The organism is Microcoleus sp. Pol12B4 (genome assembly GCF_036701385.1).
In the GTDB taxonomy this organism is placed as follows: domain Bacteria; phylum Cyanobacteriota; class Cyanobacteriia; order Cyanobacteriales; family Microcoleaceae; genus Microcoleus.
The window spans coordinates 86,749-100,566 of the sequence record NZ_JAUBQR010000001.1 but is presented as its reverse complement, the minus strand read 5'-3'; the positions used below and the strand labels follow the sequence as shown (position 1 = coordinate 100,566).

12 protein-coding genes are annotated in these 13,818 nt (G+C 46.0%); 3 read left to right on the top strand and 9 right to left on the bottom strand.

Going from position 1 to position 13,818, the window contains the following annotated elements:
* Window positions 1-236: 236 nt before the first annotated feature.
* Both QUA38_RS00430 and QUA38_RS00425 read left to right on the top strand, forming a co-directional pair.
* Entirely contained in the window at window positions 237-680 is a 444-nt protein-coding gene (locus QUA38_RS00430; protein ID WP_333158182.1) for a Tse2 family ADP-ribosyltransferase toxin, read from the top strand.
* A 30-nt stretch (window positions 681-710) separates the two neighbouring features.
* A complete protein-coding gene (locus QUA38_RS00425) occupies window positions 711-1,352 on the top strand; it encodes a hypothetical protein (RefSeq protein ID WP_333158180.1) in 642 nt (213 codons plus the stop codon).
* A gap of 66 nt (window positions 1,353-1,418) precedes the next feature.
* Here the strand turns inward: QUA38_RS00425 and QUA38_RS00420 are convergent, their stop codons facing one another.
* From QUA38_RS00420 to QUA38_RS00400, 5 genes are all read right to left on the bottom strand, one after another.
* Window positions 1,419-2,315 (bottom strand): M48 family metalloprotease, encoded by an 897-nt coding sequence (locus QUA38_RS00420; RefSeq protein ID WP_333158178.1) that lies wholly within the window; start codon window positions 2,313-2,315, stop codon window positions 1,419-1,421.
* A 304-nt stretch (window positions 2,316-2,619) separates the two neighbouring features.
* The gene (locus QUA38_RS00415) at window positions 2,620-4,212 is read right to left on the bottom strand and encodes a B12-binding domain-containing radical SAM protein (protein ID WP_333158176.1); all 1,593 of its coding nucleotides are present in this window, start codon (window positions 4,210-4,212) and stop codon (window positions 2,620-2,622) included.
* A 424-nt stretch (window positions 4,213-4,636) separates the two neighbouring features.
* A complete protein-coding gene (locus QUA38_RS00410; RefSeq protein ID WP_333158174.1) occupies window positions 4,637-5,602 on the bottom strand; it encodes an NAD(P)-dependent oxidoreductase in 966 nt (321 codons plus the stop codon).
* A 295-nt stretch (window positions 5,603-5,897) separates the two neighbouring features.
* Window positions 5,898-6,962, bottom strand: a complete 1,065-nt coding sequence (gene hemE / locus QUA38_RS00405; protein ID WP_333158172.1) for a uroporphyrinogen decarboxylase — start codon at window positions 6,960-6,962, stop codon at window positions 5,898-5,900.
* A 240-nt stretch (window positions 6,963-7,202) separates the two neighbouring features.
* The gene (locus tag QUA38_RS00400; protein WP_333158170.1) at window positions 7,203-7,985 is read right to left on the bottom strand and encodes a hypothetical protein; all 783 of its coding nucleotides are present in this window, start codon (window positions 7,983-7,985) and stop codon (window positions 7,203-7,205) included.
* 309 nt (window positions 7,986-8,294) lie between these two features.
* Here QUA38_RS00400 and QUA38_RS00395 point away from each other — a divergent pair, with 309 nt between their 5' ends.
* Window positions 8,295-8,852 (top strand): hypothetical protein, encoded by a 558-nt coding sequence (locus tag QUA38_RS00395; protein ID WP_333158168.1) that lies wholly within the window; start codon window positions 8,295-8,297, stop codon window positions 8,850-8,852.
* A 26-nt stretch (window positions 8,853-8,878) separates the two neighbouring features.
* Here the strand turns inward: QUA38_RS00395 and QUA38_RS00390 are convergent, their stop codons facing one another.
* From QUA38_RS00390 to QUA38_RS00375, 4 genes are all read right to left on the bottom strand, one after another.
* A complete protein-coding gene (locus tag QUA38_RS00390) occupies window positions 8,879-9,793 on the bottom strand; it encodes an LD-carboxypeptidase (protein ID WP_333158166.1) in 915 nt (304 codons plus the stop codon).
* 158 nt (window positions 9,794-9,951) lie between these two features.
* Complete coding sequence (map, locus tag QUA38_RS00385; RefSeq protein ID WP_190659689.1) at window positions 9,952-10,713, bottom strand: type I methionyl aminopeptidase; 762 nt, start codon at window positions 10,711-10,713, stop codon at window positions 9,952-9,954.
* A gap of 135 nt (window positions 10,714-10,848) precedes the next feature.
* Window positions 10,849-11,934 (bottom strand): glycosyltransferase family 4 protein, encoded by a 1,086-nt coding sequence (locus tag QUA38_RS00380; RefSeq protein WP_333158164.1) that lies wholly within the window; start codon window positions 11,932-11,934, stop codon window positions 10,849-10,851.
* A gap of 107 nt (window positions 11,935-12,041) precedes the next feature.
* Window positions 12,042-13,235, bottom strand: a complete 1,194-nt coding sequence (locus tag QUA38_RS00375) for a HEAT repeat domain-containing protein (protein WP_333158162.1) — start codon at window positions 13,233-13,235, stop codon at window positions 12,042-12,044.
* Window positions 13,236-13,818 lie beyond the last annotated feature (583 nt).

Sequence of the window (13,818 nt, the reverse complement as noted above, 5' to 3'; positions counted from 1 at the left end):
CACGATGAGCCGACTGAAACAGACAACGGCAAACGGACAAACCCGCGTTTGTGCGATCGCAAGTAATTGTATTAAGGGAGAGCAATCACAGGGCGCTCTCCCTGATACTCAAATCAAAATAAATGAGCAGTGACATCTCACGAATTAGCTGCAACAACAAAGAGCGATCGCATCCAACCAATGCAGCAATTACATTATGATTGGTCTGGCGATCGAGTTGGGCTGATAAAAAGCTAATGGCAAGACTCTATTATCGAGGCATGACAGAAGAAAACGGTAAACCAAAAATTGGGCCCAACGCCAGGCGACTGGGAGTCAGACCCAGTAGTGACATTGAGGTTAAGCAAGTGCCCAAAGGCTGGTTGGATGAACAAGGTTATTTACTACCAGAAACAGAACGCAAGTCTTCAGAGGAGTCTGTCACTGTAGCCATTAGAAACACAAAAGGAATGTCTGTATCCCTCTCTATCGAAGGCTTACCACAATCCCGCAAACCCCCAAAATTTGGCGGAACAGGAAAAGATCCTCTTTGGCAGATTGACGACAGCAAGATCCTCGGAGATATTGAAGCTGTGCAAAATGGTCCAACTCATGTCAGTATTTTGCCAAGCGCTACAATGCTTTTAGAGAAATATGAAGCCGCCCTGGCCCAGACACAGAATGAATGGGAGAAAGTTTGATAGTTTAATTTACTCAACGGGAGAACAGCAATGGCATGGGTGTTTAGCTTATCGGCTGAATGTGGCACAAAGCAATCTGAAGCACAGCAATTTGCTCAATATTTCAATAAAAGTTTCTGGGTGCTCTCAAACGGTAGAGTTTCCCAATGTCGGGCAGAAATTTTTCAGGATATAGAAGAAAATTGGTGGTGTCGAGTTTGTCCAAGTGGGAGCAGTGAGATTGGCATTGACACTCCAGAAAGTGCTGATTTAATGACGGAAATAGGTAGATTTCTGTATCTGCGTTTGCGGTTTGCTCCACCGTTTCGGTATGCTTTAGTTGGTATGGAAGTAGATGAGTTTAGAACCTACAGCGAATTGATTGAAGAGCCTGGCTTGGCGTTTCCTGGATTGGTTTTAGCTGAAGCTGTTTGGCAAGCAACGGGAGCATCTTCGGTTTTTCAATCGTTCAGTCTGGGATATGTTTGGAAGCCCTATGAAGGTGAAGTTTATAAACCACTACTAGCATCACCGGACTTAAAGAACAAGCCTGATGAATTGCTGCATGGGGTAAATTTTTGCAATGGAGCCATCACCCCTCACAGTAACTCCAAAACTGTGCGATATTTACGGAGAAAGCGATCGGCCTCTACCTCTCGAAGAATTAGTCCCTCCATAAAGCGATCGTTATAAACAAACAGAAACCCGGTTGCTTCAAACACCCGGGTTTCTAAATATTGTTGCTGCATTTTCGAGCGATTAAATTCCGGGCACGTAGGCCATAACTGGAGTACCTTGCTGCTGCTGAGCGATTTCCAATAGCCGTTGAATGCGATCCTCTGTCGGCGGGTGAGTGCGGAAAAGTGACTGCAAACCTTTAGTCGAAAAAGGATTCACAATCAGCAGCGGCGACATCGCAGGATTGCCGTGCATGGGAATTTCATGACCCAGTTTCTCCAATTTCTGCAGGGCGTTTGCTAAGCCGATCGGGTTATTGGTAATTTCCACCGCACCGCTGTCTGCTGCAAATTCCCTCGTCCGAGAAATCGCCAATTGAATTACCGTTGCTGATAGCGGTGCTAAAATGATTAAAAACAGCAAACCAAAGGGATTTGGTCCTTGTCTGCTGTCGCGCGTTACCGGGCCGTAAAGCGCTCCAAAAGTCAGAATTCGCCCGACAAATGTAATTGCACCGGCAATTGTTCCTGCAACTGCTTGAGTGAGTGTGTCGCGGTTGCGGATGTGCGTCAGTTCGTGCGCTAAAACGCCTTCCAATTCTTCGCGGGAAAGCAGATTGATGATGCCTTCAGTAACTGCTATTGTCGCGTGTTCCGGGTCTCTTCCTGTGGCGAATGCGTTCGGAGATTGAGTAGGAACTAGAAATATTTTTGGCACCGGAATTTGGGCTTTTTCGCTCAGCGATGCTACCATATCGTAGATTTCAGGTGCTTCGCTGCGGGCGATCGGCTGAGCGCGGTAAGCCATTAACGCGGCTGTGTCGGAATAGTACCAAGAGCTAAAACTTGAGAAAGCGGCTAGCGCTAAACCGATGTAAAGTCCTTGCTCGTTGCCGATTAAATAATAACTTCCTAAAACGAGAAGGCCGCTTAGGAGTCCTAAGAGAGCGGCTGTTCTGAGTTGATTTGTTCCTAACATGGCGGGTTGAGGGCGATCGCTATTTTGATATTTTTTATCTTGTAATTAGATTTTCATATTTGCGGGCGATCGCGCCTCTACCTGGCGAAATAACTGCTGCCGCCAATAGTAGTATTTCACTTTTTCACTGAGAAACTGGGAATCCATCGGGAGGATATCTCTCCTGCTCTCAAGAGGTGGTAGAGTCGCAGGATATGGCATTTCCAGCCAGAACCTGGAAACGAGATTAAAAATAAAATAAACGCAGACAATCTTACATTCATCTGCGTTTACCTGCGTTTATCTGCGCTTGAATTCTCCAACCCTAAACCGCTTGCACTTGCTTTTCCTCAACAGCAACAGGTTCTTGATATACAGTTTGAGACTCATTAGCCAAAAACTCAGCCAATTGAGCTTCAATTTCATCCCGTACAATCTGGCGGTATTCCAGAAAATGCTCATTGTGAGCACACACAGTCAAATAATGATCCCAAACCGCAGGATTGCGCTTGAAAATGCTGAACAAATGATGCCAGAACTTCCAGCGAGTTTTGCGCTTGACTCCCTGCCGCCACACCACAGTTAGCAGTGCTCGCAAGTCTATCCAACTGGGAATTCTTGCAGGTATATTTGCTGTAGGTGCACCCAGCATCAAGAAGTGGCGATAGGTGCGGTCTAAATATTTCTCAGCATCGTACACATCAGAAAATGCCTGAACATATTCCCTCGCGATATCTTCTAGCGGCCGCGTCGGAATGAAGTTCATCAAAGTTGTCTGGTTGAGGTTGCCAGATGTGTCGCGCAACCGTCCTTCTTTTGCTAGTCTGTGGGACAATGCAGTGTGCGGCAGAGCTTGCAGCATTCCAAAGGTTGTGCTTGGAATTGCTGCTGCTTCTGCAAAGTCTACAATGCGCTGACCTGCACCGGGTTTTTCGCCGTCGAATCCGATGATAAATCCGGCCATTACTCGCAAACCGGATTTGGCAATTAACTCTACGGATTCTATGAGGGAATTGCGGGTATTTTGAAATTTCTTTGTCATTTGCAGGCTTTCTTCGTCGGGAGTTTCAATTCCTAGAAACACTGCATTAAAATTGCAAGCAACCATCATATCCATCAATTCTTGGTCTTGGGCTAAATCGATGGATGCTTCTGTGTTGAAAGTAAACGGGAATTTGTGTTCTTCTTGCCAAACTTGTAAGTCTTTTAGCAACAGTTTGACATTGCGTTTGTTTCCGATAAAATTGTCGTCTACCATGAACACGCCGCGCCGCCAGCCTAAGTTGTAGAGACAGTCTAGTTCTGCGATTAATTGTTTTGGTTCTTTGGTGCGGGGTTTGCGGCCGTAGAGGACGATGATATCGCAGAATTCGCACTGGAAAGGACAGCCTCTGGAAAATTGAATTGACATAGAGTCGTAGGCGTCTAATTCCAGCAAATCGAAGCGCGGAACCGGGGTTGTGGTAACATCGGGTTTTATGCCGTCCGATCGATACATTCCGCTTTTTTCGCCACGCCCTATTGCTTCGACAAACATCGGCAAGGTGATTTCGCCTTCGTCGAGAATCAGGTAATCTATGCCTGCTGCTTGAGGTTCTTCGGGTACGGAAGTCGGGTAAGGGCCGCCGCAAGCTACGGATTTACCGCGCCGTTTTGCTTCGCGAATTATGTCTAGCAAATCTTCTTTTTGGACAATCATTGCCGAGAGAATAACGAGCTCTGCCCATTCCCATTCTGCTTCGGTGATTTGTCTGATGTTGCGATCGACTAACTTAAATTCCCATTCTTGCGGTAAAATAGCTGCTACTGTTACCAAACCCAGCGGTGGTAGCAGCACTTTACGATCAACTAATTCTAGGATTTTCTCGTAAGACCAAAATGTTTTCGGAAACAGCGGGTAAACTAGAAGAACTCGCATTATATGTTAAACCTCACATCAGTAAACAACTTGCGATCGGGCTGGCGTGTTTGAGAGTTGGATCGACTCTCAAGACTTCATGTTAAGGCTAAAATTACGATCTTGCACTCGATCGAATATCTGGCGAGGGGTAACACCCCCTAAGACCAACAAATTGAGCGCAATTTTTAGCTTGCAGTTCCCTGTTAAAGTTTGCAAATGCTGATATCTTATCGTATTTGGCCCTTAATTGACGATAATCGCATTTAAAAAGCATGGGATTAAGGCAAAAAAGAATTTGAAAAACTTACATTATTCGTAAAATGCGCCTCGGCGCACCCTACATATATCTCGTAAGGTACACATTCCCTTTTCCCTCGAACCTCTTCCTTCTTTTTGACATCCGTTATATAATCCGTTGCCGAACTTCCCTCTTCCTTCTGGCCTACTTTGAATCTTTGCCGGGAATCCCGCTAGTTCTTAACATATCTGCCACTGTGGCGCAGTAACTAGGAATTCCTATGCTTTCGGGATTCACAAGATTTTGATAGATAAAATGGCGGTAGCTGATGCAAAATCTATCCCAAGCAGCCACCTGAATTCGGAACAGCCAAATAAAGAAATCGGCCAGCCAAGGTGACAGAGTAATCCGAAAAAATATTTTTTTATTCAAATACTGACAAGCTTGTTCTACCACTTCATTAGCTGTAATTGCCGGATTTCCTAGCACAAAATGTCGCGGTTCCTCGGAAGCAGGTGGATGTTCAACTAAATAATTAACTACTTTAGCAATATCTGCGCCGTGGATGAAGTGAAAACTGCCATCAGCCTTAAACCAACGAATCAAACCAATCCATTTGGCGACAAGTGGTAGACCAGATGACAAGTGAGAGACTGGTTTTTCTGCGTCTCCTCCCAATACTAATGTCGGGTAAAGTGCCGTAATTGGAGGTACATTTGTCAACGCTGACAAATGTACCATGCAGTTGTATTTTGAACTAATATAATCTGTTCCCAGCTCTCCAGCTTCTTTGAGCAAATTGTTGTCTCGACCGAGAATACTTGCCGTTGAAAAATAAATTACTTGTTGGCAAGTCTCTGGCGAAAGTAGTTGAATTAGCCGGAGAGTTTTGGTTACGTTAACGTCAAATACTTCTTGAGTTCCTCCCCAAGCAGTCGCAGCTAAAATCGCGACATTAATTGTTTGCAGAAGTTCGGCGTGTTGATCGATATCTCGCATATCGCCTTGTATTATATGGATGCCGGGGCGGGCTTTCCAGTCAAATTTTAATTTTTCTGGGTTGCGAACTAAGAGGTACAGTTCGTGGTTTGTTTCTTGAATCAAAGTTTCGGCCATGTAGTGACCGATACAGCCACTTGCACCCGTCACAAAAATTTTTTTGGAGTTCATTTTGCCGCAGGAGAAGAGGGTTTTTTGACTTGATGCTGAGGCTAAGAGCCCCCCTCGTCCCCCTTCTTAAGGGGGGGACAAGATTATTGTCAAGGTCCCCCTTCTTAAGGGGGATTTTGGGGGAGATCTACTCGGTTATAAGGGAGATTTGTCAGGGGTTGTTACTCATTACCAGGCTCTGACCTGGTAACGCAGATCCGGAGGCTCTGCTTCCATGTTACGCCAGGCAGAGCCTCTGGATATCGGTTCACCAGGCAGAGCCTGGGAACCAGTTAAAACCAGTTCGGAATCAATTTCAAGCAGCAACTGCAAGCAATTTGTCGGCTTGTTTTGCGGTTTCAAAGAAGAAACGCACGTTATCTTCGGGAGTTCCCGGTAATACGCCGTGTCCCAAATTGAGGATGTGTCCGCGATGACCGGCTTTGCGAATTGTATCAAGAATTCGATCGCGAATAAAAGGTTGAGAACCAAACAACACGCCGGGATCTAGATTTCCCTGAACGTTCATGTTGGGGCCCAAACGCTTGCGCGCGTCGGCCATATCAACTGTCCAATCGACGCTGATGATATCCGCGCCGGATGTTGTCATGCGTTCGAGGAGGCCGGCACTACCGGTGACTAAAAGAATTAGCGGTGTGTCGGGATGGGTTTTTTTGACTTGCTCGAATACTTGTTTCTGGTAAGGTAGAGCGAAGGTGTCGTAGTCCTGCGGGGAGAGTTGGCCTGCCCAGGAGTCGAACATTTGCACTACTTGCGCGCCGCAGTCGATTTGATAGCGCACGTAAACTGCGATCGCATCTGCGAATTTCGACAGCAACTGATGCAGTAAAGTTGGATCGGAAAATGCCATGTTTTTGATGATGGCATAATCCTTAGAACCTTTGCCCTCAACGGCATAGGCTGCCAACGTCCAGGGCGCGCCCACAAAGCCGAGCACTGTGGATTTGTTGCCCACTTCCTCGCGCAGGGATTTCAGGATAGTTTTGATAAACGGCAAGCTTTCGTCCGGGTTCAGCGGTTGCAGGTTGTCGATTTGCTGCTGAGTGCGGATGGGTGCGTGGATAATCGGCCCTTTGCCTTCGGCGATGTCCATGTCGATGCCCAAACCCGGCATGGGGGTGACAATATCCGAAAACAGAATTACGCCGTCGGGCTGAAACGCACGCCACGGCTGAAGGGAAACTTCGATCGCAACTTCGGGAATTTCGGAACGTTCGCGAAACGAGGGATACTTTTCTCGCAAATCTCGATAAGCCTTCATGTAGCGGCCGGCTTGACGCATCATCCACACGGGCGGGCGGTCTAGGGTTTCGCCGCGGGCTGCCCGCAACAACAAGGGAACTTCATTTAATGCTGACATTTTAACTTTTCTCTACCTTAGATATTTCAATGCCTTTGGTAGCTTACCACTGTGCGATCGTCCTTTTTGACAAAATCGTTGTGTGTACAAATGTGTATTTTGTCATGGCCAAAGAAAGTGAGGCGATAGCCAGAGATCGACTCGTATATAAAAGACTGGTATAAGTCCTATGTATAAGCTCAGAAACCCGGTTTCTTCGTAGAAACCGGGTTTCTGATTCCGCGCTACAGTTTGACCTACCTACCTCGTCACGCAAACTCCGCCCACAACTACCCGACATTGATCGCGGCCCGCATCGAATCTACTATCATTCCGCCTCGCCGAGTCTAAATCTCTAGTCCGTGAATTGTAGTAATAATCTCCCGCCGGAAACCTTCTATTCGGGACCGCGCAGTAAGTTGAATCTTGATTACCATCGTCAAACCTTACTCTCACCAGAGAACGTCTCTCGCGACAATCAACAGACTGCAAGTCAAAATCATTTTGCAAAAGCCGTTCTCTGTCATATCGACCGTCATATCGATCGTCATCTCGCCTCGTGTACCAATCGTCCCGCGAATTGCGAGATTGTCTGTCGCCTCCATCAATTCCCGAAACTTCCAGCGTGTAGTTACCGCCCCGGGCAGCATCTTTTGCTAACACTAACAGTTTATAATCCCCAGTACGGGGAATTTGATAATTAAAAGAACGGTCTTGGGTAAAAGCGACTTGTTTGTTGTTCCCGTAAAACAGCACCATTACAGGAGTAAAACCGCGACTTCTATCTGTATCTAAAAACACTTCAATTTTGTCGCCTTCCCTCGCGCTGAATGTGTATTCTTGGCCGCGCAATTCTTCCGTCGGAGATCCCGGAACCCACATATTTCGGAAACGGTAAATCGGGGAAGTGCGGCGAATTACTCCATCTATGCGATCGTTATTCCCTATCTGTTCGCCCACTGCACTAGACGAAATGCCCGTGAGTGCCAATCCTGCAACTAGCACAGTGGCAGCAATCCTGTTTAACAACTTGTGTGTTCTCATATCAACCTCTTTGCGAAAGTTTTAAAATCTTTTTGCTGTGTTGGCAGCAACATTTGCACATATAATCCATTTTAAATGTAATTTTAGCTATCTAGTGTTAGCCTCACCCGACTGGAATATTTTGTTGCTGTAAACTATTATTGGGCAGGATGTACGCCACCCCTCTACATATAGCGTGAACGTAGGGGCAAACCTTCAGCGATTCGCGATCACACAATGTCGATCGCCCAAAACCTCCGTAGATTTACTTATAGTGGTTGGAGGTTGAAAACTTTGATAGAATGAAACATCCCTGCTTAGAATTAGGTAGTGGCAAGTGATGCAATTCACGATGTGTTTTTTGCTATGCCATTAAATTTAAATCCGTTCTTCAAACTATTGTACTCGCTCTTTCCCTACCGGGAAGCAATCCTTCATATACCATTTTCCAAAAAAGTAGTCCGCCAACGGCTTGCTGCCAAAGTTCGTACAGGTTTAATCGTTCGCAAAGCTATAATAGGGGGGAGCCGAATTCTTTACTGCTACCAAATCGAGCTTGATGGTGATTTCCTCCGCGCGACAATTACTGGCGGAGATTGGAGAGGCTTTTTGGTGGCGACAGGACAAATTCAAGACATTGAAGGCGGTTCGGTGTTGCCATTGAAGATGACTATTCCCACTTTATCTATTGTCTTTTTACTGTTTTTGGGATTGGGTTGGCTTGTATTTTTATTTGTCACCGAAAAACCACCCTTAGAAATCCTCCCATTTTTTCTGATAATTTTACTATCATCCTATGCTTTATTTATGCTTCAGTTTCGCTACCATGCAGAACGCACCTTAAATATTCTGAAATCGACAATTCTTTTACAGAACTTTGATGAATAATTTTCAGGCTATCTAAAAAGTAGTTTTTACCCGCAACTGAGCAATCCCGAATCAGCGTCAAGACTCGCCATAATTCCCATAGGTAAAGCAGCGTTAACCCCCTCGTGCCCGAAGGGCAAATCGGAGACAATCGGAATATTCAAATCCCCCAGCCGATCGCGCAAGACTTCTTCAATGCTAAAACTGGGAATACTCGGCTCAATCTCGCAACGACTGAAGCGCCCCAAAGCAATGCCCCGCACCCCAGTGAAAGCCCCCGCCATCCGCCAAAAAGTCAGCATTCGATCGACCCTGTAAGGAGCTTCGGAAACATCCTCAAATGCGAGAATAACCCCGGTCAAATCCGGTTGATACGGGGTTCCGAGCAAATGAGAAGCAACCGTCAGATTCGCCGGAAACAGTCGCCCGGTGGCTTTTCCGCTGCCCCATCCTTTACCTTGCAAAGATTGTAAGGGACGACCTTCTATGCAGTCAAAAAGTCGATCGACAGACCAATCCGGTTCACCCGCCAAAGTTGTCAGCATCGGCCCGTGAACACCCCAAACACCCAATTTATCGTGATTCCACAGCAAAGCAGTAATGTCGGAAAAGCCGATTAACCATTTCGGCGGATGGGAATCGGGAGTTGGAAACTGGGAATTTTCCGCCTTTCCCACATTTCCTTTTTCCAAAAGTCGAGTGCTGCCGAAACCGCCTCGAACACAGAGAATACCGCGACAATCCGGGTCATTGAGGGCATCTACCAACTGTCGGACCCGGTTTTCGTCGGAACCTGCCAAATAGCCCCAGCGATCGTCAAAACCCGGTGTTAATTCAAGTCGATAGCCGCGAGATTTCCAAATTTCTACACCCTTTTCAAAGTTGGTTGATTCTCGCAAAGTGCCACTAGGGGCAATTACTTTGAGCAAATCTCCTGGTTGCAGAAATTTTATGTCACTCATTAGTTATTACTTATTAGTTATTTGTTATTATTTATATCGTGTTTGGTAAAGCGATCGTAATTCTGTAAATACTGTCTTGACCTATCAAGACAGTATCTACGGGATATGGTTGATTATTGATTTGGGAGTGAGTTTTTCGGATTGTTTGTTAATGATTGCTAAGGCAAAGTCAGAATTTCAACCCCAGAATCAGTCACAGCCAGTGTGTGTTCAAATTGAGCCGAAAGCTTTCCATCCTTGGTGATAGATGTCCAACCATCGGCGAGAATTTCCACTTCCCAAGTGCCCTCATTAATCATCGGCTCGATCGTAAAAACCATGCCTTGTCTGAGCTTTTTTCCTGTGCCCCGTTTGCCGTAGTGCAGAATTTCCGGTTCAGTGTGAAAGACTCGGTGAATCCCGTGTCCCGCAAAATTTCGCACTACCGAAAAACCTTGTGCTTCAGCATATTCTTGAATTGCGGCACCGATGTCGCCAGTACGAGCACCCGGTTTGACTTCCGCAATTCCTCTTCTTAAACATTCCTCGGTTACTTCAACTAACTTTTTCGCTACAGGGGAAGGTTTGCCCACAAAAAAAGTTTTGGAAGTATCGCCATGATAACCATCAACTAAAGGTGTTACGTCAATATTAATAATGTCCCCTTCTTTAAGAATTTGTTTTGCATTGGGTATGCCGTGACAGACTACTTCATTGACGCTAGCACACAGAGATTTGGGAAATCCTTTATAACCTAGGGGAGCGCTTTTTGCTCCGTGTGCCAAAGTCCAGCGTTCAGCTTCATCGTTAATTTCTAGAGTGCTTACTCCCGGTTTAACCATCGGTTCTAGATGTAGCAGAAGTTCGGCCGCTAAACGGCCTGCTTGGCGCATTTTTTCGATTTCTCTACTGGATAAAAGCACTAAACGTTCGGTTGCCATAGTTTTTTCAGTTTTCTTTTTTTGTGGTCGATTAAGAGTTTATTTAACTCAACTTTAGAATAGAGTTGAACTGCTGCTCAATAAATTTATAATGTGCGTCAGTCAGCGAATCTTTCTAAAAATTGGTCAGTATTATTACTGACGCACCCTACTAGCAGTGATAGATTTGAACCAGTGTTCACAACGATCGCCCAAAGCTGCTAAAGAATATTCTACCTCTGCTTGTCGCCTGCAAGCGCTGCGGTCAATTTGGTCTAAGCGGGCGATCGCACCTACCAAGCCATTTACACTATCAGGCTCCACTAAAAAGCCCGTTAGGCCGTCTCTAACAATTTCCGCAGGCCCCCCGCGCTCGTAAGCAATCACAGGCACACCGCACGCTAAAGCCTCGATCGCGACATTTCCGAAAGCTTCCACCCAACGCGGCGTCATCAACAATGCTCGGCACTGCCGGACTTGCTCTTGCATTTGGGTTGTTGTCAAAAATCCTAAATATTCTACCGGAGCATCCGGGTAATCTGCACAAATTTTTTTCCAATAATCCTCATCTTGCATTTTGCCCATAATTTTCAGGGGAATGCCTGTAATTTTCGCTGCTGCTACTGCATCTTCTAAGCCTTTCTCCGGGGCGATGCGGCCTAGCCAAGCTAATTTAGACTGCGGTTTGTTGCAAAATTCGTACAGGGATAAATCTATGCCATTTCCCAACAACTGACATTCATCGGCAAAGGCGAATGTTTTGGCTTGAGAAGCGGTGTGAACTCCGATCGTACCAGGAAACTGGACGGCGGTTTGTCCGGCCATGCGATCGAGGGCTGCGGAAAGAGATCCCATGCTGATCAAATGTGCGATCGGAGTCCTAAAAAATGGTGTCAAATAAAACGGCATCCAATCGTAGGCAAAGTTAACAATGACATCCCATTCATCCTGAACTTGGCGAGCATATTCCCACATATTCGCCAGCACAGAATCTGCGGGCATCACAATAGGATCATTGTAATCTTGTGTTTGGGCGGTTACTTGCAAATCGCCCGTTATTTCGCTTACTGGAATTGATTCTAAGACTGAACCTATTGGTGCTACGACTGCTATTTTATGACCGCGGCTCTGCAATTCTTTAGCAATGTTAAGGACTGTAAGTTCGACACCGCCACCCAACCCCGAACCTAGTTGACCGACCGAAGTTGACAGGAACAATAGTTTTAAAGAGTTATTAGTCATTCGTCCTTAGTCATTAGTCAGCATTTACTAATTTTAACATAATCTAAATTAGAAATTCTCCCATTTCACATTTCAATTTTCAAATAATTTTTAAATTGCTACATTTATTAATCCCTCCCAGAACGCGGACGGATGCGATTCAACTGATTGATTGCCCAGCGAGCAACTTCCTGAACTTCGGGATCTGGATCGTCCGTAGCACGGTGCAACAAGTAACTGATTTGATTCACCAATTCGTAAATCCGCGTCAAGTCGCGAATTGCATTTTTACGCACTTCGGGATTTTCATTCTGCAGCGAAATTGACCAAGCATTATTCATTGGTTTGAGCGTGCGAATGCCAATTTCCGAGAGACTTGCCAAAATTAAACTGTACTGCTTCGAGTCGGAATTTGGTAACAAATCGAGCAACGGCTCAACTGCTCTGGAATCTCCCCGCTGACCTAGTTCCCAAATTGCTTTGCCCCTCTTTGCTGGATTTAGCTGTTGCAAATCTTCAATCAGTGCTTCAATAATATCAACTTTAGGTCTACCATCCGTTTCGGGAAGGGCAATATCTTTCTTGCGACTCGCTAGGGAATCGCCTTGATTAGTTGTTTCAGGAATGTTGAAACCTGTGTTACTGTAACCATTGCTGTGAGTTTCCAATGGCGAGGTGTCGGAATTAATTCGATCGCCATCGACTGCTGCATCCTGGGATTCTGGTTCCCCGGGTTCCCTGATAAAAGGTCGATCGCTGTTCTCGATACTGTAGTCTTTTGGCAAATCCAAAGGGTAGGGCAAGGCTGAGAGCGGTTTGGATAGCCCAAAAGAAGCCTCTTGCTGTGTAATTGCGTGGGAGTTTGTAGGAGAATCGAGATTAGTGAATGGAGAGTTTTTTTGGTTGTGGCGCTCAAATCTTCCCCGTCTTCGCTTAGAATAATTTGACTCGTCACTGCTAACTAATTTGAGCAGGATAAATACTGCCGCTGCCGTGACGACAACTGCTGCCAAACCCAACATTAAGAACCCCCGCTGACGAGACAAAATGACGATCAAATTGGATACCGATTTCGGCAGCTTAGAATTAGATTTGGACGTTTTGGACGGCTGAGATTTGTTTTTATCAGGCGCTGGAGAAGGTTTTGGAGGCTTGGCATCCTGGAGATCATCCGGGGGAGAGTTCGCCTGAGCAATTCCTTGGGAAACAGCCCGGTAGGAGGTATTGAGTACCTGTTGCCCTCCGTCGGCACTTGGACTGAACGCAGCGCCCAGACAGGCAATGCAGGTGAACAAACATACACAGGAGCGGTAATGCGCCATAAGACTCAATCCGGGTTTTGAGAGGCAACGCCGCATGACGAGCTTTAGTTTAACCTTGAGTTAGCTCGATCCTAGCGGCTATGGGCTTAACTAACTCACAAATACCACCAGACTAGCGAAAAACCCTGGTTTGAGAGGGCACCGAGCCAGATCTTATAAGCACAATTGTGTCATTGACGTGCAACTCCTTTAAATAATTAGTTTAAAACGAACAACTACATTGGCGGCCGCGACTTTAGCAGCGGCATCCAGAAAGTTGATTGCAGCTAATCTTACCTACGTGCAGTGTGTAGTGCAGCCCCCGCAGCGCAGCCTGCGGGGGCGCTAGCAGACGATTTTGGCTCGCCGTCGATTTCTCACTCATAGCGTGGCATGACCAAGAGTTTAACAAGCTTCCGAGCCTGCAGGTTGATCGTTATTGTCTGAATTGGGGCCCCAGTGGGACCGGGGGATTGACAGTGGAAACGAGAAACTAGGTTTTTTCGTTAATTCTTTGCTGCTAAACCGCATATTTTCCGTACATTCAAGGACGCACTCTCGACGCTCATAAACCAGTTTTATTTACAAAAAATGCTGTAATAAA

Excerpts from the sequence above, each read along its gene's own strand:
- QUA38_RS00430 (WP_333158182.1), top strand. The coding sequence starts at position 237 with ATGGCAAGACTCTATTATCGAGGCATGACAGAAGAAAACGGTAAACCA.
- QUA38_RS00425 (WP_333158180.1), top strand. The coding sequence starts at position 711 with ATGGCATGGGTGTTTAGCTTATCGGCTGAATGTGGCACAAAGCAATCT.
- QUA38_RS00420 (WP_333158178.1), bottom strand. The coding sequence starts at position 2,315 with ATGTTAGGAACAAATCAACTCAGAACAGCCGCTCTCTTAGGACTCCTA.
- QUA38_RS00415 (WP_333158176.1), bottom strand. The coding sequence starts at position 4,212 with ATGCGAGTTCTTCTAGTTTACCCGCTGTTTCCGAAAACATTTTGGTCT.
- QUA38_RS00410 (WP_333158174.1), bottom strand. The coding sequence starts at position 5,602 with ATGAACTCCAAAAAAATTTTTGTGACGGGTGCAAGTGGCTGTATCGGT.
- hemE (WP_333158172.1), bottom strand. The coding sequence starts at position 6,962 with ATGTCAGCATTAAATGAAGTTCCCTTGTTGTTGCGGGCAGCCCGCGGC.
- QUA38_RS00400 (WP_333158170.1), bottom strand. The coding sequence starts at position 7,985 with ATGAGAACACACAAGTTGTTAAACAGGATTGCTGCCACTGTGCTAGTT.
- QUA38_RS00390 (WP_333158166.1), bottom strand. The coding sequence starts at position 9,793 with ATGAGTGACATAAAATTTCTGCAACCAGGAGATTTGCTCAAAGTAATT.
- map (WP_190659689.1), bottom strand. The coding sequence starts at position 10,713 with ATGGCAACCGAACGTTTAGTGCTTTTATCCAGTAGAGAAATCGAAAAA.
- QUA38_RS00380 (WP_333158164.1), bottom strand. The coding sequence starts at position 11,934 with ATGACTAATAACTCTTTAAAACTATTGTTCCTGTCAACTTCGGTCGGT.
- QUA38_RS00375 (WP_333158162.1), bottom strand. The coding sequence starts at position 13,235 with ATGGCGCATTACCGCTCCTGTGTATGTTTGTTCACCTGCATTGCCTGT.